This is a genomic window from Streptomyces sp. NPDC033178, assembly GCF_055577685.1.
This window is the reverse complement of record NZ_JBVIPT010000005.1, coordinates 297,146-318,852: the sequence shown is the minus strand read 5'-3', so window position 1 is coordinate 318,852 and position 21,707 is coordinate 297,146. Positions and strand designations below refer to the sequence as shown.

The 21,707-nt window shown below is 70.3% G+C and carries 17 protein-coding genes; 3 read left to right on the top strand and 14 right to left on the bottom strand.

What is annotated here, in order from left to right; genetic code table 11:
• Positions 1-16: 16 nt before the first annotated feature.
• Positions 17-1,291: an ABC transporter substrate-binding protein gene (locus ACZ5VQ_RS14990; protein ID WP_469105232.1), complete on the bottom strand. Its 1,275-nt coding sequence runs from the start codon at positions 1,289-1,291 to the stop codon at positions 17-19.
• A gap of 165 nt (positions 1,292-1,456) precedes the next feature.
• Between ACZ5VQ_RS14990 and ACZ5VQ_RS14985 the strand changes: the two genes are divergently transcribed.
• The 3 genes from ACZ5VQ_RS14985 (at position 1,457) to ACZ5VQ_RS14975 (ending at position 5,162) form a co-directional block, all read left to right on the top strand.
• Positions 1,457-1,972, top strand: a complete 516-nt coding sequence (locus tag ACZ5VQ_RS14985; RefSeq protein ID WP_189840474.1) for a PadR family transcriptional regulator — start codon at positions 1,457-1,459, stop codon at positions 1,970-1,972.
• On the top strand, positions 1,969-2,739 hold the full coding sequence (locus ACZ5VQ_RS14980; RefSeq protein ID WP_469105231.1) for an ABC transporter ATP-binding protein: 771 nt from the start codon (positions 1,969-1,971) through the stop codon (positions 2,737-2,739). Before ACZ5VQ_RS14985 ends, ACZ5VQ_RS14980 begins: the two co-directional genes overlap by 4 nt.
• A 131-nt stretch (positions 2,740-2,870) precedes the next feature.
• On the top strand, positions 2,871-5,162 hold the full coding sequence (locus ACZ5VQ_RS14975) for an ABC transporter permease (protein ID WP_469105230.1): 2,292 nt from the start codon (positions 2,871-2,873) through the stop codon (positions 5,160-5,162).
• A 29-nt stretch (positions 5,163-5,191) separates the two neighbouring features.
• Here the strand turns inward: ACZ5VQ_RS14975 and ACZ5VQ_RS14970 are convergent, their stop codons facing one another.
• From ACZ5VQ_RS14970 to ACZ5VQ_RS14910, 13 genes are all read right to left on the bottom strand, one after another.
• Positions 5,192-6,184, bottom strand: coding sequence for a hypothetical protein (locus ACZ5VQ_RS14970; protein WP_469105229.1), 993 nt, complete (start codon positions 6,182-6,184; stop codon positions 5,192-5,194).
• Between the two features lie 103 nt (positions 6,185-6,287).
• Complete coding sequence (gene pgi, locus ACZ5VQ_RS14965) at positions 6,288-7,943, bottom strand: glucose-6-phosphate isomerase (protein WP_469105228.1); 1,656 nt, start codon at positions 7,941-7,943, stop codon at positions 6,288-6,290.
• Between the two features lie 239 nt (positions 7,944-8,182).
• On the bottom strand, positions 8,183-8,518 hold the full coding sequence (locus ACZ5VQ_RS14960; RefSeq protein WP_003957010.1) for an RNA polymerase-binding protein RbpA: 336 nt from the start codon (positions 8,516-8,518) through the stop codon (positions 8,183-8,185).
• Positions 8,519-8,753: 235 nt separating this feature from the next.
• Positions 8,754-8,984 carry a preprotein translocase subunit SecG gene (gene secG, locus ACZ5VQ_RS14955; protein WP_055615078.1) on the bottom strand — a complete coding sequence of 77 codons (231 nt, stop codon included), beginning with the start codon at positions 8,982-8,984 and terminating at the stop codon, positions 8,754-8,756.
• 145 nt (positions 8,985-9,129) lie between these two features.
• Entirely contained in the window at positions 9,130-9,906 is a 777-nt protein-coding gene (gene tpiA, locus ACZ5VQ_RS14950) for a triose-phosphate isomerase (RefSeq protein WP_469105227.1), read from the bottom strand.
• A gap of 6 nt (positions 9,907-9,912) precedes the next feature.
• Positions 9,913-11,124: a phosphoglycerate kinase gene (locus tag ACZ5VQ_RS14945; RefSeq protein WP_469105226.1), complete on the bottom strand. Its 1,212-nt coding sequence runs from the start codon at positions 11,122-11,124 to the stop codon at positions 9,913-9,915.
• A 129-nt stretch (positions 11,125-11,253) separates the two neighbouring features.
• The gene (gene gap / locus ACZ5VQ_RS14940; protein ID WP_469105225.1) at positions 11,254-12,264 is read right to left on the bottom strand and encodes a type I glyceraldehyde-3-phosphate dehydrogenase; all 1,011 of its coding nucleotides are present in this window, start codon (positions 12,262-12,264) and stop codon (positions 11,254-11,256) included.
• A 213-nt stretch (positions 12,265-12,477) separates the two neighbouring features.
• Entirely contained in the window at positions 12,478-15,432 is a 2,955-nt protein-coding gene (locus tag ACZ5VQ_RS14935; RefSeq protein WP_469105224.1) for a M14 family metallopeptidase, read from the bottom strand.
• 288 nt (positions 15,433-15,720) lie between these two features.
• Positions 15,721-16,710 (bottom strand): DNA-binding protein WhiA, encoded by a 990-nt coding sequence (whiA, locus tag ACZ5VQ_RS14930; RefSeq protein ID WP_055615083.1) that lies wholly within the window; start codon positions 16,708-16,710, stop codon positions 15,721-15,723.
• Positions 16,701-17,768 carry a gluconeogenesis factor YvcK family protein gene (locus ACZ5VQ_RS14925; RefSeq protein ID WP_269653520.1) on the bottom strand — a complete coding sequence of 356 codons (1,068 nt, stop codon included), beginning with the start codon at positions 17,766-17,768 and terminating at the stop codon, positions 16,701-16,703. The genes whiA and ACZ5VQ_RS14925 overlap by 10 nt, the downstream gene beginning before the upstream one ends.
• Positions 17,765-18,871 carry an RNase adapter RapZ gene (gene rapZ, locus ACZ5VQ_RS14920; RefSeq protein WP_469105223.1) on the bottom strand — a complete coding sequence of 369 codons (1,107 nt, stop codon included), beginning with the start codon at positions 18,869-18,871 and terminating at the stop codon, positions 17,765-17,767. Before rapZ ends, ACZ5VQ_RS14925 begins: the two co-directional genes overlap by 4 nt.
• On the bottom strand, positions 18,868-20,937 hold the full coding sequence (gene uvrC / locus ACZ5VQ_RS14915; protein WP_469105222.1) for an excinuclease ABC subunit UvrC: 2,070 nt from the start codon (positions 20,935-20,937) through the stop codon (positions 18,868-18,870). Before uvrC ends, rapZ begins: the two co-directional genes overlap by 4 nt.
• Before the next feature lie 64 nt (positions 20,938-21,001).
• Positions 21,002-21,673, bottom strand: coding sequence for a response regulator (locus ACZ5VQ_RS14910; protein ID WP_469105221.1), 672 nt, complete (start codon positions 21,671-21,673; stop codon positions 21,002-21,004).
• Between the last annotated feature and the right edge of the window lie 34 nt (positions 21,674-21,707).

Below are 21,707 nucleotides of genomic sequence, written 5' to 3'. Positions count from 1 at the left end.
TGTGACGGAAGAGGGCTCAGCCCTGGCGGGAGATGTCCGCCAGCTCGCGCGCGAGGCGTCCCACCGCGGCCTCGGGCGTCTGACGCCCGGTCATCGCGTCCTGCACCACGGCCTGCACGGCCAGGCTGACCTGGTCGTAGCGCGGACTCTTGGGACGCGGCGCCGCCGCCGCGACGCTCGCGCGCAGCGTCGGCAGATACGGGAACCGCCGGATCAGCTCCGGGTCCCGGTAGAGCGCGGCCCGTACGGGCGGCAGCGCGCCCTTGGTGAGGACCAGACGCTGCACCCGCTCACTCGTCAGGTACGCGATGAGGCGCGCGGCGGAGTCGGGGTGGCGGGCATGTGCGCTGACCGCGAGGTTGGAGCCGCCGAGCACACTCGCGCCCGGCCCGTCGGGTCCGGGCAGCGGCACCGCGCCGATCTTCCCGGCGACCGCCGAGCCCTTGGCCGAGGCCCCGACATAGGCGTACGGCCAGTTGCGCAGGAAGAGGAGACGGCCGTCCTGGAAGGCCTGCTTGGACTCCTCCTCCTTGTACGTCAGCGCCTTCCTGGGGATCCAGCCGTCCCGCACGCCGCGGGCGAGGAAGCCGAGGCCCTCGCGGGCCGCCGCCGAGTCGACGGTGACGCGCTCGCCCTCGTCGCCGAGGATCGTGCCGCCCGCCGAGTAGACCGCCTCGGCCGCGTTCACCGTGAGCCCCTCGTAGGGCAGGAACTGGCCCGCGTAGCCGTCGAGTCCGTACTTCGGCGCGATGTCCTTCGCCTGTTTCTCCAGCTCGGCCCAGGTGCGCGGCGGAGCGAGGCCCTCCTTGTCGAGGATGTCCTTGCGGTAGAGGAGCAGTCCCGCGTTGGTGACGTACGGGACCGCGTACAGCCGTCCGTCGTACGTCGCCGTGTCCTCGACCTGCGGCAGGAAGCCGTCGAGCGGGAAGCGGTCCCGGGACAGCGGGGAGATCCAGCCGGCGGCGGCGAACTCCGAGGTCCAGGCGACGTCGATGTTCAGGATGTCGAAGCGGCTCCGGTCGCCGCCGCGCAGGTCGGTGGTCATCTGCGCCCGGGTCTCGTCGGCGGAGTCCGGGAGCTCGACGAGGGTGACCTTCTCGCCGGGATGGGTACGGTTCCAGCCGTCGAGCAGCGGCCCAAGATAGCTGGTGAGATCCCCTGCGGTGGCCAGCGTGAGCGGACCCCGGCCGCCGCCGCGCGCTCCGTCGGTCTGCGCGCCCGAGGCGACGTAACCGGTCAGAACCACCGCCGCGACCAGGAGTCCCCTACCCGCGGCACGTATCCACCGCATAGGTTCCTCCTTGGTACACCGGCTGCCGGGCACCTTCGCCCGGAGTCAGAGGCCATGTATACCTGTTAGGTATGGGCGATACTAGGGCCTGCGGCACATCGGCCCCTCAACACCGGCTGGAGCGCCCCGAAGGCGAACCGAGAGAAAAGGCGGAGGAGAGCACTGGTGCGGCTGCCCCTCCTGGCCCTGCTGGCGCGCGGCCCGGCCCACGGATACGAGCTCAAGCAGGACCTTGAGCAACTGCTGGGCTCCGCGTACCCTCAGCCGAACGTCGGCCAGATCTATGTGACGCTCGGCCGCCTCGAGAAGTCGGGACTGATCGAGGGCGAGGAAGTCGAGCAGTCGAGCCGGCCCAACAAGAAGATCTACCACCTCACCGACGCCGGGCGTGAGGCGCTGCGCGCCTGGTACGAGGAGACGGCGGACGAGCCGCGTGTGCGGGACGAGTTCTTCATGAAGCTCGCGCTCGCGCCGCAGACCGGACTCGCCGACCAGATCACCCTGATCAACAAACAGCGGCGCGAGTACCTGAACACCATGCGCAGCCTGTCGAAACTCGCCGCCACCGAGAGCCGGGACAACCGCATCTCCCAGCTGCTCATAGAGGGCGCCATGCTGCATCTGCAGGCCGACCTCGACTGGCTGGAACGCTGCCAGGAGGAATTGGAGGAGCTGGAGTGAGCCGCACCGCTCCTTCGTCGCGCGCCGAGGGCGCTCCCCTGCTGCGCGCCGAGAGCCTGGTCAAGACCCACTACGGCGAGGGCGCGCCCGCGCATGCCGTGCGGGGCGTGGATCTCGCCGTACGGCAGGGTGAGTTCATCGCCGTCACGGGCCCCTCGGGCGCCGGGAAGTCGACGCTGCTGCATCTGCTGGGCGGGCTCCAGCGACCGGACTCTGGCAGCATCTGGCTGGACGGCACGTGCACAGACGCGTACGGCGAGGCCCGCTGGGCGGTCGAGCGCCGGCGTCGCATCGGCATCGTCTTCCAGTTCTTCAACCTGGTCTCGAACCTTTCGGTCGCCGACAACGTCGAGCTGCCCGCCCTGCTCGCCGGCCTCTCGCCCAAACAGGCCCGCGCCGAGCGTGAGCAGCTCCTCGCCGAGCTGGGCCTGGAGGGCAAGGAGCGCAGCATGCCGGGCGAGCTGTCCGGCGGCGAGCAGCAGCGTGTCGCGCTGGCCCGCGCCCTGGTCAACCATCCGCCCCTGCTGCTGGCCGACGAGCCAGCGGGCAGCCTCGACAGCAAGGGCACCCGCGAGGTGACGCGGCTGCTGTCCCGTTTCCACCAGCGCGGCCAGACCATCGTGCTGGTCACCCATGACGCACGGCTCGCGAGCGCCGCGGACCGGGTGATCAGCTTCTTCGACGGCCGTATCGCCGACGACGCGGAGCTCGGCACCGCGCCCGCGCGCGGCACGGGGATATCCGGCGTGCTGGAACTGAGGGACTGAGCGGCATGCGCGAGCCTCTGTCGAAGGCCATCCGCCAGGACCTCTCCGCCGTGCACGGGCCGCGGAACCGGTCCCTCGCGCGCGGGCCGCGGAGTCGGCCCTTCGTACGCGGGCCGAGGGGCTGAGCCGCCGTGCGGGCCACCCTGCGCTGGGCGCACGCCGATCTGCGCACGCATCGCGGCGAGGCGCTGTTCATCGTGCTCGCGACCGCCGGGATCGTCGCCTCGCTGCTGCTGGCCACGGCACTCTTCGGGTACGCGACCAACCCCTGGCAGCGCGTCTTCACCCAGTCGCAGGGCGCACACGTGTGGATCCACACCGGCCCGTCGGCCGACGCGCGCGAACTCGCCGAGGTGGACGGCGTCACGTCCGTCTCGGGCCCGTACCCCACCGCCGCGGCCACCGTCGAGTCGCGCGGCACCCGCGCCTCCGTCGAGCTGCGCGGCATCGTCGGCCGGCCCGCGACCGGCCGTCCACTGCTTGCCTCCGGCCGCTGGCTCGACCCCGCCACGCCGGACGGTGTGGTGCTGGAGAGCAGCCTCGCCCGGGCACTGTGGGCCGAGCCCGGGGACACGCTCACCGTGCCCGGCACCGCACGGACCCTGACCGTCCTCGGCGTCGCCGACAGCGCCGAACCCCGTTACAGCCCCGGAGAGCGGCCGGGCCTCGTGTGGGCCCTCCCGGCCGCCGTACGGCACACGGACGGGCGCGGCGGCCAGGTGACCGGCCTGCGGCTGACCGATCCCGGTGACACGAACTACGCCGTCCAGCGTGCCGTCACCCTGCTCGGCCCGGGAGCGGTCACCGACGTCTCGCACTGGCAGCAGGCGCGGTCGGAGGCCCAGGGCGGCAACCGGCTGCTCGGCCAGGTCCTCGGCCTGTTCGGCCTTGGCGCCCTGGTCGCCGCCGCGCTCGCCGTGCACGGGGCGATCGGCACCCGTATCCGCGGCCATCTGCGGGACATCTCGGTCCTGAAGGCGATCGGCTTCACCCCGGGCCAGGTGGTGCGGATCTTCCTGCTCCAGCATGTGGCGTTCGCGTTCCTCGGCGCCGTGCTCGCCACCGTCCTCATCCAGGCCCTGGGCAGCCGGGTCCCGGGGCGTCTCGGGGACGCGGTCGGTGTGTGGCAGGGGCTGCCGGGGCACACCGCGGCGCTGCTCGCCGTGCCCGTGGCCGCTGTGCTGTTCATCGCCGCGACGACCGGGCTCGCGGCCTGGCGGGCCGGGCAGGTGCCTCCGGTGCCGGGGCTGCGGGCCGCGGCACCGCTCGGCGGCCGGCTGTCGGGCCTGGCGCGCGGGGCGCTCGGGCTGAGGCTGCCGTCCGCGCTGGTCCTGGGCTGGCACAAGGCGTTCTCGCGCCGGCCCCGCTCGCTGGCCACGCTCGCCCGGCTGGCCCTGCCGCTGCTGCTGATCGTCGTGGCCATGAGCGCCTGGAGCACCATCGACCGCTTCCAGACCAGGCCCGACCAGGTCGGCCTCGCCGCCGCGCTCACCGTACGGGCCGACGAGACCCTGACCGATCCGGACGTACGCGCCCTGCTGGCCCGGAACCCGCGGGTCGACGCCGTCCACCCGGGCGTCGAGGTGGCCGCCCTGGTCCCCGGCCAGACGGGCACGATCGCCCTGCGCGGACTGGGCACGCAGGAGGATCCGTACCCGTTCTCGCTGGCGGAGGGACGCCCCGTGCGCGGCCCCGACGAGGCGGTGGCCGGTCAGGGTCTGCTCGACCTGCTGGACGTGCGTGTCGGGACCTGGGTGCGGATCACGGTCGGCACGCGGCCGCAGATCCTGCACATCGTCGGGCGCAGTATCGAGCCGGAGAACAGCGGCCGGGTCATCTCCACCTCGCTCGACACCCTCCGGGAGAACAACCCGGGGCTCGGACCGGCCCTCTATCAGCTCCAGCTGAGCCCCGGCGCCGACCCGCAGCGGGTGGCCGCGGAGCTGACCGAGGCCGCGCACGGAGACATCAGCGTGCACGCCGTGCCGAACCCGGCCGACGGGCTCTCACCGCTGCGCGGAGTCGTCGTGGGGCTGATCGCCGTGCTGGCCCTGATCGGCCTCATCGAGCTGCTCACGGCGATCGGTGGCACGGTGCGCGAGGGCGAGCGCGATCTGCTGGCGCTGAAGGCGATCGGGCTGACCCCGCGGCAGATCACCGCGATCACGGTGACGGCCACGGGGTGCACGGCGCTGGCCGCGGTCCTCGTCGCCGCGGCGCTGGGGGTGCCGCTCGCCCACTGGCTGATCGACGCACAGGGCAGGTCGAGCGGTATCGGCGCCGGGATCGCCCAGGGGCCCTCCCCCGGACTCCTGCTGCTCCTCGGCACGGCCGCCGTGCTCGGCGCCGCCGCGCTCGCCGCCCTGCCCGCGGCCCGATCGGCCCGCCGACGGCTCGCGGACACGCTGAGCGCGGTGGCCTGAGCCGCCGGGTCGGGTCAGGACCGGGTCGCTCAGGACCGGTACGGCGACTGCGGCGGCTGCGGCTGCGGCTGCGGCTGCGGCGGTCCGTACGGGTTGCCCTGGACGTACGGCGAGTGCGGGACGCCGTTGCCCGGCGGGTACGGCTGCCCCGGAGGAGGTGCGTACGGCTGTCCCGGTGGCATATACGGCTGACCGGGAGGCGCGTAGGGCTGCCCCGGCGGCGGGTACATGTTCCCCTGAGGCGGCACGAATCCGTTGTTCCGTGCGTACGGCCGGGGAGCCGGGAGCGTCGACGGATGCGCGCTCAGCCGGATGCCGTGGTGGCGTCGGAGCCGGTGCAGCTCCAGGGCGGCGATGCCCGTGACCGTCAGCGGGGCGCCCAGGATGAAGACGATCCCCAGCTTGAAGCTGAGCCCGTGCAGATCACCGGTGACCAGGTCCGGAAGGGCCATCAGCCACGTCGTCACGGTGGCGAGCAGCGCCGGCAGGGCGCGGTGCACGGCGGCGGAACCGAAGAAGTTCCCGGACAGCTGCACCGCCCCGTACATCAGCATGCCGGTGATCCACATCGCCGGCAGGCCGAGCACCACCGTCCAGATGGTTCCGAGCTGGATCGACAGCTGCCACAGCAGCACCGTCCCGACGACCATGACGATGAAGAGGAGCAGCAGCTTGAGCGAGTTGAACAGGGACCCGCGCAGCTCGCGGATCCTGCCGGTGCGCCGCCAGACGAAGAGCATCACGCCCACGGTCAGCGGGGTGATGAACAGCAGCACGAGGGCCGCCACCACGATGTTCTCGAGTACCTCGTTGAAGTCGAACTTGCCCTCCACGAACGTGTACACGCCGAACGCCGCCACAGCTCCGGCAATGACACGTACACGCTTGAGGCGCTCCACCGACGGATCGACCGCCGGTGGGATCCACGCCGGGTGGAACACCGCCTGGGCTACGGCCTTGGGCTGCAGAATCGACGCCACCGACAGGTTGCGGCTGAGCCATCTTCCGCGCGAACCAGCCATGTTCAGCTCCCCCGAGCCCTCGACGCCATGATCGCCGGGAATTCTACGGGAGGCGGACGGTCAACTCACCGTCCGCCTCCCGACCCACACGACTACTCCACGACTACTTCCGGCCCCGCAGTTCCCGGTACTTGGCCACGAGCGCGGTGGTGGACTCGTCGAGGCCCGGCACGTCCGCACCCTCCGTCAGCGCGGGCTCCACACGCTTGGCGAGGACCTTGCCGAGTTCGACGCCCCACTGGTCGAAGGAGTCGATGTTCCAGATCGCGCCCTGCACGAACACCTTGTGCTCGTAGAGGGCGATGAGCTGGCCGAGCAGCGACGGGGTGAGCTCGCGCGCGAGGATGGTGGTCGTCGGGTGGTTGCCCTTGAACGTCTTGTGCGGCACCAGTTCCTCGGGCACGCCCTCCGCCCGCACCTCGTCCGGCGTCTTGCCGAAGGCCAGCGCCTGCGTCTGCGCGAAGAAGTTGGCCATCAGCAGGTCGTGGTGGGCGACCAGACCCGGCAGCAGATCGGCGACCGGCTCGGCGAAGCCGATGAAGTCCGCCGGGATCAGCTTCGTGCCCTGGTGGATGAGCTGGTAGTACGCGTGCTGTCCGTTGGTGCCCGGCGTGCCCCACACGACGGGGCCCGTCTCCCACTCCACGGGACGCCCGTCGCGGTCCACGGACTTGCCGTTGGACTCCATGTCGAGCTGCTGGAGGTACGCGGTGAACTTGGACAGGTAGTGCGAGTACGGCAGCACCACATGCGACTGGGCGTCGTGGAAGTTGCCGTACCAGACACCCAACAGGCCAAGGAGCAGCGGCACGTTGTACTCGGCGGGCGCGGTCCTGAAGTGCTCGTCGACGAGGTGGAAGCCGTCGAGCATCTCCCGGAAGCGGTCCGGGCCGATCGCGATCATCAGCGACAGACCGATCGCCGAGTCGAACGAGTAGCGACCGCCGACCCAGTCCCAGAACTCGAACATGTTGGCCGTGTCGATACCGAAGTCCGAAACCTTCTCGGCGTTCGTCGACAGCGCCACGAAGTGCTTGGCGACGGCTTCCTGACCGGCCTTCAGCTCGGTGAGCAGCCAGTTCCGGGCGGAGGTCGCGTTGGTGATCGTCTCGATGGTGGTGAAGGTCTTCGAGGCGATGACGAACAGCGTCTCGGCCGGGTCCAGGTCCCGTACGGCCTCGTGGAGGTCGGCCCCGTCCACGTTCGACACGAAGCGGACGGTCAGGTCGCGGTCGGTGAAGGACCGCAGGACCTCGTAGGCCATCGCCGGGCCGAGGTCGGAGCCGCCGATGCCGATGTTCACCACGTTCTTGATGCGGCTGCCGGTGTGCCCGGTCCACTCGCCCGAACGGACGCGCTCGGCGAAGCCGGCCATCTTGTCGAGGACGGCGTGCACGGCCGGTACGACGTTCTCGCCGTCGACCTCGACGACGGCGTCGCGCGGGGCTCGCAGCGCGGTGTGCAGGACCGCGCGGTCCTCGGTCGTGTTGATCTTCTCCCCGCGGAACATGGCGTCCCGCAGTCCGAACACGTCCGTGGCTGCGGCCAGCGCGCGCAGCAGCCGCAGCGTCTCGTCGGTGACGAGGTGCTTGGAGTAGTCGACGTGCAGATCGCCGACCTGAAGCGTGTATCCGGTACCGCGTCCGGGGTTCCGGGCGAACAGCTCGCGGAGCTGCGCCTCGCCGAGTTCCTCCCGGTGCCCGGCCAGAGCGGTCCACTCGGGTGTCTGGTCGAGCCTGGTACGGCTGTCTGCGTTCATGTGGGACTTCCGCCTCTTTCCTGCCTGTGCTGCGTACCTTGCCCCGCTGCCGGTCCCAACCTAATTGATCAGGGCGGGACGTGAGCTGTCGTCCCGCCGTCGTCCGGCTCAACAACAGATACGTCCGGCTGGAGCACGCGTATCAGCGCGGCGGAGGAGGAAGGCACAGGCACAGTCCTCGTGCGCGTCCCAAACACGTCCGGCCGGACACCCATGGGTGTCCGGCCGGACCTCGACTCCTAGATCTCGCCCCGCAGTTTGGCGAGCGCCTCGGCGAGGATGGCCTCGCCGTCCGCGTCGCTGCGCCGTTCCCGTACGTACGCGAGGTGCGTCTTGTACGGTTCGGTGCGCGGCGGGTCCGGCGGGTTGTCCCGGTCCTGTCCGGCGGGGAAGCCGCAGCGCGGACAGTCCCAGGTATCGGGGACCTGCGCGTCGCTGGCGAAGCTGGGCTGCGTCTCGTGCCCGTTCGAGCACCAGAAGGAGATGCGCAGCCGCGGCGCGGACTCGCCACGCTCGGCCTCGCCCATCGGCCCCGCCCCGACCCGGCTTCCTCGGATCGCGTTGCCACTTGCCACGGTCGTAACTCCCTGCGTAATGGTGCCGCAAAGCGAGTCGGCGTTTCGCTTCGCTGCGAGCGCCTCAGTCTACGTAAGGCCCAACGCGCGTCTAGTGGATGGAGTTACACCCCGCCGCAAGACGCAAGCCCCATGATAGGCCGCGCTTGCGGGCGCGTACCGTACATGGGGCCTTACGTGCGGAATGTGCTTGCGTAATGTGCGTTTGTGCTGGTGCAGCGGTGTCGGGCGGTGATCAGTTGTTGACCTTCATCAGAAGGCCCAGCACCACAATGGACGCGAACCACAGCAAACCGACCACCACGGTGATGCGGTCCAGGTTGCGCTCGGCGACCGAGGAGCCGCCGACGGAGGACTGCATGCCGCCACCGAACATGTCGGACAGGCCGCCGCCCTTCCCCTTGTGCATCAGCACCAGCATCATCAGCAACAGGCTGAAGACGATCAGGGCGATCGAGAACCCCATAACCACGGCTGGACCAACTTCCTCGGACTTGGAACGGACGACGGGGGCCGGCGCTTCGGGTACGAAGCCGCCCGGCCCCCGCAAGGGTACGACGTAACGCCGCTACGGCCTACTCGCAGGTCGTCGGTTCGTTACGGAACGCGGCTCACTGGTCGCGGAAGCGGACGATCTTGACGAACTCCTCGGAGTCCAGGGACGCGCCGCCGACCAGGGCACCGTCGATGTCGGGCTTCGCCATGATCTCGGCGACGTTGCCGGCCTTGACGGAGCCGCCGTACTGAATACGGACGGCGTCGGCCAGTTCCTGCGTGTACAGCTCGACGAGCTTGCCGCGGATCGCCGCGCAGACCTCCTGGGCGTCGTCGGAACCGCAGACCTTGCCGGTGCCGATGGCCCAGACGGGCTCGTACGCGATCACGATGGTCTCGGCCTGCTCGGCCGGGAGGTCCTTGAGACCGCCCTCGACCTGCGTGAGCGTGTGCGTGACGTGGTTGCCCGCCTCGCGGACGTCCAGCTCCTCGCCGACGCACAGGATCGGGGTGAGGCCGTGCTTGTAGGCGGCCTTGACCTTGGCGTTCACGATCTCGTCGGTCTCGTTGTGGTACTGGCGGCGCTCGGAGTGGCCGATCGCCACGTAGGTGCACTTGAGCTTGGCCAGCATCGAGCCGGAGATCTCGCCGGTGTAGGCACCGGAGTCGTGCGCCGAGATGTCCTGGGCGCCGTACTTGATCTTGAGCTTGTCCCCGTCGACCAGGGTCTGCACCGAGCGCAGGTCGGTGAAGGGCGGCAGGACCGCGACCTCACAGGCCTCGTAGTCCTTGTCGGCCAGGGCGAAGGCGAGCTTCTGGACATGGGCGATGGCCTCAAGATGGTTGAGGTTCATCTTCCAGTTGCCCGCCATCAGCGGCGTACGAGTGGTCATACGGGGTCAGTCCTCCAGTGCGGCGAGGCCGGGGAGCGTCTTGCCCTCTAGGTATTCGAGGGAGGCGCCGCCGCCGGTCGAGATGTGGCCGAATGCCGTCTCGTCGAAGCCCAGGATGCGGACGGCCGCGGCGGAGTCGCCACCGCCGACGACCGTGAAGGCCGGGGAGTCGAGAAGGGCCTGGGCGACCGCCTTGGTGCCCTCGGCGTAGTCGGGGTGCTCGAAGACGCCCATCGGACCGTTCCAGAAGACCGTGGCGGCGTCGGTGAGCTTCGATGCGTACAGCTTGCGGGACTCCGGACCGATGTCCAGGCCCATCTGGTCGGCCGGGACGGCGTCCGCGGCGACGGTGGTGGGGTTGGTGGGCGCCTTGGCCTTCAGGTCGGGGAAGCCCCCGGAGACCACCACGTCGACCGGGAGGACCAGCTCGACGCCGTTCTTCTCGGCCCGCGCGATGTACTCCTGCACGGCCGGGATCTGGTCCTCCTGAAGGAGGGAGGCGCCGATCTCGTGGCCCTGCGCCTTGAGGAAGGTGTACGCCATTCCGCCGCCGATGAGGATGCGGTCGGCCTTGCCGAGCAGCTGGTCGATCACGGCGAGCTTGTCGGACACCTTGGCGCCGCCGAGCGCGACCACGTAGGGGCGCTTGACGTCCTCGGTGAGCTTCTTCAGGACACCGACCTCGGTGGCGATGAGGTAGCCCGCGTAGTGCGGCAGCCGCGCCGGGAGGTCGAAGACCGAGGCGTGCTTGCGGTGCACGGCACCGAAACCGTCGCCCACGTAGACATCGGCCAGGGCGGCGAGCCGGTCGGCGAACTCGCCGCGCTCGGTGTCGTCCTTGGACGTCTCGCCGGCGTTGAAGCGCAGGTTCTCGATGACCGCTACCTGGCCGGGCTCCAGCCCGTTGACCGCGTCGTGCGCGGCGGGGCCGACGGTGTCCTGGGCGAACGCCACGGGCGCGCCCAGCAGCTCGCCGAGGCGCTCGGCGGCGGCGAGCAGCGAGAAGGCGGGGTCCGGGGCGCCCTTGGGGCGGCCCAGGTGCGAGGCGACGACCACCTTGGCGCCCGCCTCGGCGAGGGCCCTGACGGTGGGCAGGACGGCACGGATGCGGCCGTCGTCGGTGATGAGGCCTTCGGCCAGCGGCACGTTCAGGTCGGCGCGGACGAAGACCCGCTTGCCGTCCACACCTTCGGCGAGAAGTTCGTCGATCGTCTTCATGAGGGGGCTCCTAAAGAGGGCTCAAGTGGTCCGAGAGGGCTGATCGATCAGCACGCGGCACAGGGCTCGGGCAGCGCGGCGGTGCGCTGCCCGAGCCCTGTGCTCACATCGAAGTGCCTGCTCTGGGACTTAGAGCTGGCCGCCGACGAAGACCGTGAGGTCCACGAGGCGGTTGGAGTAGCCCCACTCGTTGTCGTACCAGCCGAGGATCTTCACCGTGTTGCCCTCCTGGACCATGGTCAGGGAGGAGTCGAAGGTGCAGGAGGCAGGGTCGCCGACGATGTCCGAGGAGACGATCTGGTCCTCGGTGTAGGTCAGGAAGCCCTTGAGGTCGCCGTCGTCGGACGCCTTCTTGAACGCGGCGTTGACCTCGTCCTTGGTGACCTCGCGCTGCAGCGTCACGACCAGGTCGGTGGCCGAGCCGGTCGGGACCGGGACGCGCATCGCGATGCCGTCGAGCTTGCCCTTGAGCTGCGGGAGGACCAGGGCGGTGGCCTTCGCGGCACCCGTGGTGGTCGGGATGATGTTCTCGGCGGCGGCACGGGCGCGGCGCAGGTCCGAGTGCGGGAAGTCCAGGATGCGCTGGTCGTTCGTGTACGCGTGGACCGTCGTCATCAGGCCCTTGACGATGCCGAAGTTCTCGTCGAGAACCTTGGCCATCGGCGCCACACAGTTGGTGGTGCAGGAGGCGTTCGAGATGACGTGGTGGCTCGCCGGGTCGTACTTGTCCTGGTTGACACCCATCACGATGGTGATGTCCTCGTCCTTGGCCGGAGCCGAGATGAGGACCTTCTTGGCGCCACCGGTGATGTGCTTCTCGGCGTCGGCCTTCTTGGTGAAGATGCCGGTCGACTCGATGACGATGTCGACACCCAGCTCGCCCCACGGGATGTCGGCGGGGTTGCGCTCGGAGAGAACCTTGATCGTCTTGCCGTCGACGGTGATCGTGTCGGCGGTGTGCGACACCTCGGCCTTGAGTCGGCCCAGGATGGTGTCGTACTTCAGCAGGTGAGCGGTGGTCGCGGTGTCACCCAGGTCGTTGACAGCCACGATCTCGATGTCTGCACCCTGCTCCAGCAGCGCGCGGAAGTAGTTACGACCGATGCGGCCAAAGCCGTTGATGCCTACGCGGATCGTCACGAACCGATCTCCTCGTTAGGAACGCCGGCTTTGGACGCCGGCGAGTTTGTATGGGATGTCCCCGACCGCCTACGACCCTACCTCCCTGACGCTCCCGGAGTGACATCGAGTGCCCCATACACGGCAGGGCGGCCCGTACCCACCAGTAGGGGTACGGACCGCCCGGGCTTGACGCCCTTGTCGCCGTGTCAGCCGCTCACGGCGTCGCCCGTGTCAGCTGCGCAGCGCCGCCAGGGCCTTGCCCAGCAGGGCCGTCCGGTCGGCGGCCGCGGTGACGTGCTCCAGGCCGAAGCCGAGGAGCACGGTGTCACGCGTGGTGACCGCTCCGTACGTCTTGAAGAGTTCGCCGGACAGACCCCAGTCCTTCACGACCGCGGGGCTGCCCGCGGGCGGTCCGGGGACGCTCCAGGCGCCGAGCGAGGTCTCGAAGCCGTCGGTCTGGCCGGCCGTGCCGCCGGTGACGACGGAGGCGTTGTCGGCGAGTACACCGTGGCCGCCCGATCCCGGGTCGGTGATGTAGCTCAGCGACACCTCCACCGTCTTTCCGGCGTACGCGGAGAGATCGAAGTTGACTTCCTGCCAGCCGTCGGAGGCCCCGGTGAAGCTGTTCCAGGCGCCGCTCGTGCCGGTCGCGGTGCAGCCGGCGGAGCCCGGGGTCAGATAGCGCTTGAGGGCGGGGTGCGCCTGGATGAAGTACCCGGCCTCGCACTCCACGGGAACCGCGGTGCTGGTGGCGCCGCCCTTCTCGGGGAGCGTGGTCCAGTCGTCGGCCCCGGCCGTGTGCGCTTCGAGCGCCGCGTGGTCGTAGCCGGCCTCGGTGTCCCACAGGAGCTGGGTGCGCAGGGTGGGCGCGTCGGCCGCGGTGACCCCGGTGAGGTCGATGGTGCGGGTGAGACGGTTCCAGGCGTAGTCGGAGTGCGTGACCGCCGCCATGGAGGTGCCTGCGAAGGGACCGTAGGGGTTGACGGTCCCCGGGTACGCCCCGGCTCCCGCGCTCGCGAACTGCGGGAACGTCTCGACGGGCAGCGTGTCCGAGGTGACGCTGTACGCGCCCGCCGCGTTCAGCGGGTTGCCGGGGGCGCCGCCGAGCGCTCCCGTGGCTCCGGCGAGCTTGCCCGAGCCGGTGAAGGACGTGACGCCCGGCGTCGTCGTACGGGAGTAGGCGCCGAGGTAGTACTGGCTGAAGTCGTTCGTCAGGGCGCCCGGCAGTGCGACGTTGCCGCCCGCCTGTTCGCCCGCCTCGATCAGCTTGCCGCCCTCGTTGAGGTAGGCGCGCAGTTCCAGCTGGGTGGCGTAGCCGGGGCGGTCGGCGCCCGTGTAGTGGACGACGTTCTTGAAGTGGCCGAGGACGCCGAGCGCGTCCGGCACGCCCTGGGTGGCGACGTCCCAGACGAGCGGCTTGCGGCCGTTGGCCTTCAGGGCGTCGACGTAGGTCTGTGCCTGCGTCGCGGCGGCGGCACCCTCCTCGGCGACCACCAGCGTGTCGGCGCGCGGCCGCTCGGCCACGGTGTAGGCGAAGCGCTCACTGGAGGTGGGCTTCCCGCTCTTCGTCTCGCCGGTGAACCAGACCTCGACCTTGTCGCCCGGGTCGCCGTCCGCCACGAAGGCGCGGTACTCGTCGAAGTAGAGGTTGTCCTCGCCTCCGAAGGTCTCGCCGCCCTTCCAGGGCTTGAGCGCCATGTCCTCCGTACGGCCGCCGTTGACGCGGTACCTGAGCTCCTTGTCGCGTACGGACTTGCGGGCGACGACCGTGATCTCCTGGTCGGCGCCGCGGGAGTACGACGTGGTGAAGGGGGCCGGGGTGAAGTCGGGGGCGTCGATGCCGACCGAGGACTTCGGCTGGTCGGGCCTGGCGGCGGACTCGGCGACGGAGAGCGCGAACGGGACGTTCTTCGCGAACTCCTGCTGGATCAGCTTCTCGTCGTCCGGGAAGGTGAATATCGACTCACAGTCCACCGCGTTCCAGGCGTCGTTCGGGTCGACGTTCGACGCGGTCTGGCAGGTCGACATCTCGGGGGTGAACATCGCCGTGCCGTTGACGTTGGACGCGTGTCCGTCGGCCTCGCCGTTGGTCGTGTAGAGCTCGGAGGAGACCTGCGGGCGGTAGCCGGGGATCGCCGGGTTCTCGGGGGTTCCGGCGAGCGACTTGTAGAGCACGTCGTCCGGGCTCGGCGTCGCCACCTGCCAGCCGACTCCGTAGAGGATCAGTTCGGCGGCGGAGTGGTAGTTGATGCCGTAGTCGAAGCCGATGCGCTTCTCGAAGGCGTCCAGCGCCTTGGTCTCGGGCTCGGAGCCGGGGCTCGCGCCGCGATAGGTCTGGCTGGTCGGGTACGGCGACGAACCCTCGTCGTCGTAGCCCCACTTGTAGGAGAAGTTGCGGTTGAGGTCGACGCCGTCACCGGTGGTCCAGGCGCCGTCGCCGTTGACGTCACGCATGTTCTTGCGCCACTGGCGGTCGCCCTCGGCCTTGAACGTCCAGTCGTAGCCGTCCGGGTTGGCGGACAGGACGAACCACAGCTCGGTGGAGTTCACGAGCTTGGTGACGCGCTGGTCCTTGCCGTAGTTGTCCAGGTAGTAGTGCATCAGGCGCCGGGTCATCTCCGGCGTGATCCACTCACGGGCGTGCTGGTTGGACATGTACAGCATGGAGGGCTTGGCGCCGTCCTTGGTCGTCTTGGCGCCCTTGCTGAGCTTGAGGGCCAGGATGTCCTGCCCCTGGAGGGTCTTGCCGATGGAGACGACCTTCGTCAGGGACGGGTTCCGCTGCCCGGTCCTGAGGATCTCCTCCTGGAGGTTGCCCTTGCCGCTGTAGGGCCGGTAGACGCCGTCCCCCGCGGCGGCCACGCGCGCGCGTGCCTTGGCCGAGAGCTTGTGCTCGGCGAGGTCGACGCCCTTGTTCTCCAGCTGGTCGGCCTGCTTGTCGGTGAGGTAGACCTCGACCGTGGCCGTGCCCTTGTCCGGGACCTGTTCGCCCAGCTCGTGACTGTCCTGGCCGGCCGCGAGGAGCAGGGGTACCTGTTCCTTCGTGACGTCCGCGCGGAACACCTTGACCTCGTCCGCGCCCGGGGCCGTCGCGGCGCCGGGTTCTGCCTGTGCCATGGGTGCGATGGCCACTCCGCCGAGCAGGAGCGCGCCGGCAGCGAGGATCGATCTCGCTCTTCGTCTCATGAGCCCCCCTTGCAGTTGTCCGCCACAGCAGCGAACAGATGCCAGGCTCATGACACTTCATGGTCAAGTCAAGAGCGCGTCGAGGACGGCAAAACGCCGGTGCGGTTACCCCAAATGGGCGCACGCACCGGCGTGTTGAGGATCGGTGCCGATTTCCCCGGTATCGGCGGAGCACCACCGACGGGTCCGCGGACCGGCCTGCGGGGATCTCCCGGGCTCGGCCCGCGATGATCTCCGTGGTTCAGCCCGCGACGATCTCCGTGGTTCACCCCGCCGCGGTCCCGTGGTTCAGCCCGCGAGGTTGTCGGCCATCTCCTCGGTGAGCGTGGACTCCGTACCTGGGATGCCGAGGTCCTGGGCCCGCTTGTCGGCCATGGCGAGCAGCCGGCGGATACGGCCCGCGACGGCGTCCTTGGTCAGCGGCGGGTCGGCGAGCGCGCCCAGTTCCTCCAGGGAGGCCTGCTTGTGCTCCATCCGCAGCCGTCCGGCGGCCGCGAGGTGCTCCGGGACCTCCTCGCCGAGGATCTCCAGGGCGCGACCGACGCGGGCCCCGGCGGCGACGGCCGCGCGGGCCGAGCGGCGCAGGTTGGCGTCGTCGAAGTTGGCGAGCCGGTTGGCGGTGGCGCGGACCTCGCGGCGCATCCGCCGCTCCTCCCAGGCAAGCACGGACTCGTGGGCGCCGAGGCGGGTGAGGAGGGCGCCGATGGCGTCCCCGTCCCGGACGACGACCCGGTCCACGCCCCGTACCTCGCGGGCCTTCGCGGCGATCGACAGGCGGCGGGCGGCGCCGACCAGCGCGAGCGCGGCCTCGGGGCCCGGGCAGGTCACCTCCAGGGAGGACGAGCGGCCGGGCTCGGTGAGCGAGCCGTGGGCCAGGAAGGCCCCGCGCCAGGCGGCCTCGGCGTCGCAGGTGGCCCCCGAGACCACCTGCGGCGGCAGACCCCGGATCGGGCGCCCACGGCCGTCCACGAGCCCCGTCTGGCGGGCCAGCTGGTCACCGCCCGCGACCACCCGTACGACGTAACGGGAGCCGCGGCGCAGACCGCCCGGAGCCATCACGATCAGCTCGGAGCTGTGGCCGAAGATCTCCAGGATGTCCCGCTTCAGCCGGCGCGCCGCCATCGCCGTGTCCAGCTCCGCCTCGATCACGATGCGGCCGCTCACCAGGTGAAGGCCGCCCGCGAACCGCAGGATGGCGGAGACCTCCGCCTTTCTGCAGCAGGTCCGGGTGACGGGAAGCCGGGAGATCTCGTCCTTCACCGCTGCCGTCATCGCCATGGGCCGATCCTTCCATGCATCCGAAAAATACGGTCGTACGCGGCGGCCAACAGCTCCGGATCGTGCCTCGGAGACCCGTCGGTCCGGGCCACGGGCGCCAGCTCGACCGCGGCGCCGAACCGCTTGGCGGCATCGGTCAGTAAATCGCGGTCGGGCACGGCGGCCTCGTCGGCCAGCACCACGTCCAGGGCGAGTTTAGGGGCGTGTCGTCCCAAAACCTCCAAATGACGCTGCGGGGAGAAGCCATCGGTTTCTCCGGGTTGCGGAGCGAGATTCAGGGAGAGGACCCGGCGGGCCTTCGTCTCGGTGAGCGCGTCGAGCAGCTCGGGCACCAGCAGGTGCGGGATCACCGAGGAGAACCAGGAGCCGGGGCCGAGGACCACCCAGTCCGCGTCGAGGACCGCCGCGACGGCCTCGGGGACGGCGGGCGGGTCGTGCGGCACGACGTGCACGGACTGCACCTCGCCGGGCGTGAGCGCCACGGTCGCCTGTCCGCGGACGGTGTCGATGTCCTCGGGCCGCTCCGGGTCGTGGCCCTTGACGAGCGCCTGGAGCTCCAGGGGCACCGCGGACATGGGCAGCACCCTGCCGTGCGCGCCCAGCAGCCTGCCGACCAGGTCGAGTGCCTGGACATGGTCGCCGAGCTGCTCCCAGAGGGCGACGATCAGCAGATTGCCGACCGCGTGCTCGTGCAGCTCGCCCTTGGACTGGAAGCGGTGCTGGATGACGCGCGCCCAGGTCTGGCCCCAGTCGTCGTCGCCGCACAGCGCGGCCAGGGCCTTGCGCAGGTCGCCGGGCGGGAGGACGCCCAGCTCGTCGCGCAGCCGGCCGCTGGAGCCGCCGTCGTCGGCGACCGTGACGACCGCGGTGAGGTCGCCCGTGATGCGGCGAAGCGCGGTGAGGGAGGCGGACAGGCCCATGCCGCCGCCGAGCGCGACGACCTTGGGCTGGGCGCCGCGGCGGCGCGGCTTGGCGCCACGGCCCTCGACGGGCTTGCCCCCGCGTGCCTCGGGGGCCATCCGCCGCAGCCTGCTCAGCCGCGGACTACGTCCCGTCATTCGCGGCCCATGTCCCGGTGGACGACGACCGTCTCCACTCCCTCGGACACCAGACGGGCGGCGAGCTTCTCCGACATGGCGACGGAGCGGTGCTTGCCGCCGGTGCAGCCGACCGCGATGGTCACATAGCGCTTGCCCTCGCGGCGGTAGCCGGTCTGGATGAGGCGCAGCAGCTCTGCGTACCGGTCGAGGAACTCCTTGGCACCGGGCTGGTTGAAGACGTACGCGGCCACCTCCTCGTTCAGGCCGGTGTACTGGCGCAGCTCCGGGACCCAGTGCGGGTTGGGCAGGAACCGCATGTCCACGACCAGGTCGGCGTCGACCGGCAGGCCGTACTTGAAGCCGAAGGACATGACGGTGGCCCGCAGCTCGGGCTCCTCCTCGCCGGCGAACTGGGCGTCCATCTTGGCGCGCAGCTCGTGCACGTTCAGGCTGGAGGTGTCGATCACCAGGTCGGCGTCGCCGCGCAGCTCGCGCAGCAGTTCGCGCTCGGCGGCGATGCCGTCGACGATGCGTCCGTCGCCCTGGAGGGGGTGCGGTCGGCGCACTCCCTCGAAGCGGCGCACCAGGGCGTCGTCCGAGGACTCCAGGAAGACGATCCGCCGGGTGACGTGCTTGGTCTCCAGGTCCGCGAGGGACTCGCGCAGGTTGTCGAAGAATCGACGCCCGCGGACATCGACGACGACCGCGATCCGCGCCACGTTCCCCTGCGAGCGGGCGCCGAGCTCCACCATGGTGGGGATCAGCGCGGGCGGCAGGTTGTCGACGACGAACCAGCCGAGGTCCTCCAGACACTTGGCGGCGGTGGACCGGCCCGCGCCCGACATCCCGGAGATGATCACCAGCTCCGGAATGGCCGCCTCGGGGACGCCGGCCGTCTCGTTGGTCGTGCCCGTGTTCACTTCCGCTCCGTCTTTCTGTGCCGCTTCGTCGGCTTCCTGGCCGGCTTCCTCGCCGGCCGCTTCTCGTTGCGTTCGATCCTCGCGTGCCTCGCTGTGCGATGCCTCTGTTTCGGCCGCCTGCGGTTCCCCGGTTCCGGCCGCGGGCGGTTCGGTTTCCGCCGTGCGCCCTGCCGAGGGTTCTTCCTGCTCGTGCTCGGTCATCTCTCCTGCCCCCGTCGTTCGTCCGAGGAGCCCGCGGACACGGGCTCCCCCGCGGAACCCGCCGTCGTCTCGGATTCCGCGTCTGTCGCGTATTCCTCTGTCGCGAGTTCCTCGTCTTCCATGATCTCTCCAGTCGCGGTGTTCACGGCGGGAGCCGCCGGGGCCGCCTGGGCGAGGGCCACGGCGATCGACTCGGCCGTCTTGCGGCCTATGCCGGGAACCTCGCAGATCTGGTCGATTGTCGCGGACCGCAGCTTCTTCACCGAGCCGAAATGCTTGATCAACGCCTGTTTGCGCGTCTCACCGAGGCCCGGCACGTCGTCCAGCGGGCTCGCCCTGAACCGCCGGGCCCGCTTGGCGCGCTGGTAGGTGATCGCGAAGCGGTGCGCCTCGTCGCGCACACGCTGAAGAAGATAGAGCCCTTCACTGGTACGTGGCAGCACCACCGGGTCGTCCTCGCCGGGCACCCAGACCTCTTCGAGGCGCTTGGCCAGGCCGCACACGGCGATGTCGTCGATACCGAGCTCGTCCAGCGCGCGCTGGGCTGCGGCGACCTGCGGCTGTCCGCCGTCGACGACGACCAGCTGCGGGGGGTACGCGAACCGCTTGGGCCGCCCGTCCTCCTCGGTGAGCCCGGTCTCGCCGTCGGCCCACTCGCCGGTCTTCTCCTTGTCGGCGAGGTACCGCTTGAAGCGGCGGGTGATCACCTCGTGCATGGACCGGACGTCGTCCTGGCCCTCGAAGCCCTTGATCTGGAAGCGGCGGTACTCGCTCTTGCGCGCCAGCCCGTCCTCGAAGACAACCATCGACGCCACGACGTCGTCGCCCTGGAGGTGCGAGATGTCGTAGCACTCGACCCGCAGGGGCGCGCTGTCCAGATCGAGGGCCTCGGCGATCTCTTCGAGCGCCCGGGAGCGGGTGGTGAGGTCGGAGGCCCGCTTGGTCTTGTGCAGGCCGAGCGCCTGGAGCGCGTTGCGCTGGACCGTCTCCATGAGGGCCTTCTTGTCGCCGCGCTGCGGGATCCGCAACGACACGTTCGACCCGCGGCGCTCGGCGAGCCACTCCTGGACGGGCTCCACGAGTTCGGGCAGCGCCGGGACGAGCACCTCCTTCGGTACGGAGTCGCCGGTCTCCTCGCCGTAGAGCTGCTGGAGCGCGTGCTCGACCAGGTCACCCGTGGTGACTGCCTCGACCTTGTCGGTGACCCAGCCGCGCTGGCCGCGGACCCGGCCGCCGCGTACGTGGAAGATCTGCACGGCCGCTTCCAGCTCGTCCTCGGCGAGCGCGATCAGGTCGGCGTCCGTCGCGTCGGCGAGCACGACGGCGCTCTTCTCCATGGCCTTCTTGAGGGCCTCGATGTCGTCGCGCAGGCGGGCGGCCCGCTCGTACTCCATCTCCTCCGCCGCGTCCGTCATCCGGCGCTCCAGACGGCGGATGTACGTCCCGGTGCGGCCGGCCATGAAGTCGCAGAACTCCTCGGCGAGTTCGCGGTGTTCCTCGGGGGAGACCCGCTCGACGCAGGGGGCGGAGCACTTGCCGATGTAGCCGAGCAGACAGGGGCGGCCGGTACGCGCGGCGTTCTTGAACACGCCCGCGGAGCACGTCCGTACGGGGAAGACGCGCAGGAGGAGATCCACGGTGTCGCGGATCGCCCACGCGTGCCCGTAGGGACCGAAGTAGCGCACGCCCTTCTTCTTCTGGCCGCGCATCACCTGCACGCGCGGGAACTGTTCGTTCATGGTGACCGCGAGATACGGATAGCTCTTGTCGTCGCGGTACTTGACGTTGAACCGGGGGTCGAACTCCTTGATCCAGGAGTACTCCAGCTGCAGCGCCTCGACCTCCGTGGACACCACCGTCCACTCCACCGACGCGGCCGTGGTGACCATCGTGCGCGTCCGCGGGTGGAGGCCGGCGAGGTCCTGGAAGTAACTCGCCAGGCGCTGGCGCAGGCTCTTCGCCTTCCCGACGTAGATCACCCGGCGGTGTTCGTCGCGGAATTTGTAGACCCCCGGCGAGTCGGGGATCTGTCCCGGCTTGGGGCGGTAGCTGGAGGGGTCGGCCATGTCTCACACCCTACTGGCGGGGTGTGACAGCGCGACGGCCTGTCGGCCCCCGGTGGGCCACTGGCTAGCGTGACTCCAGAAACGTGAGAACCGCCAGCACCCGCCGGTGGTCGTCCGCGGCCTCCGGCAGGCGCAGCTTGCCGAGAATGCTGCGGACGTGCTTCTCGACGGTGCCCTCGGTCACCCACAGACGCCGGCCGATGCCGGCGTTCGAGCGGCCCTCGGCCATGAGCTCCAGGACCTCACGCTCCCGGGTGCTGAGGAAGGACAGCGGGTCGTCGCGGCGCTGGGCCGAGACCAGCTCCCGCACCAGGGAGGGGTCGACGACCGAGCCGCCCTTGCGGATGCGGTCCAGCGCCTCGATGAACTCGTCCACGACCGTGACCCGGCTCTTCAGCAGATAGCCGATCCGCCGCCCGCTCGCGAGCAGCTCCAGGGCGTCCTCGACCTCCACGAAGGCGGACAGGACGAGGATGCCGAGGTCGGGATACCGCTCTCGGATGCCGCGGGCCGCCTTCAGCCCCTCCGTGGAGTGGGTGGGCGGCATCCTGATGTCGACGATCACCAGGTCCGGCACGTGCTCGGCGACCAGTTCCAGGAGTGCGTTCGCGTCGCCTGCCTGGCCCGCCACCTGGTAGCCGAGGCGCTCGCAGAGGCTGGCCAGACCCTCTCTGAGCAGGACGTCGTCGTCGGCCAGGACGACTCTCCCGCGCGCGGATGGCTGTGCTGCGTCCATGGTGTTCCCCGTCCGCTCGGCCGACCGGTGCGGT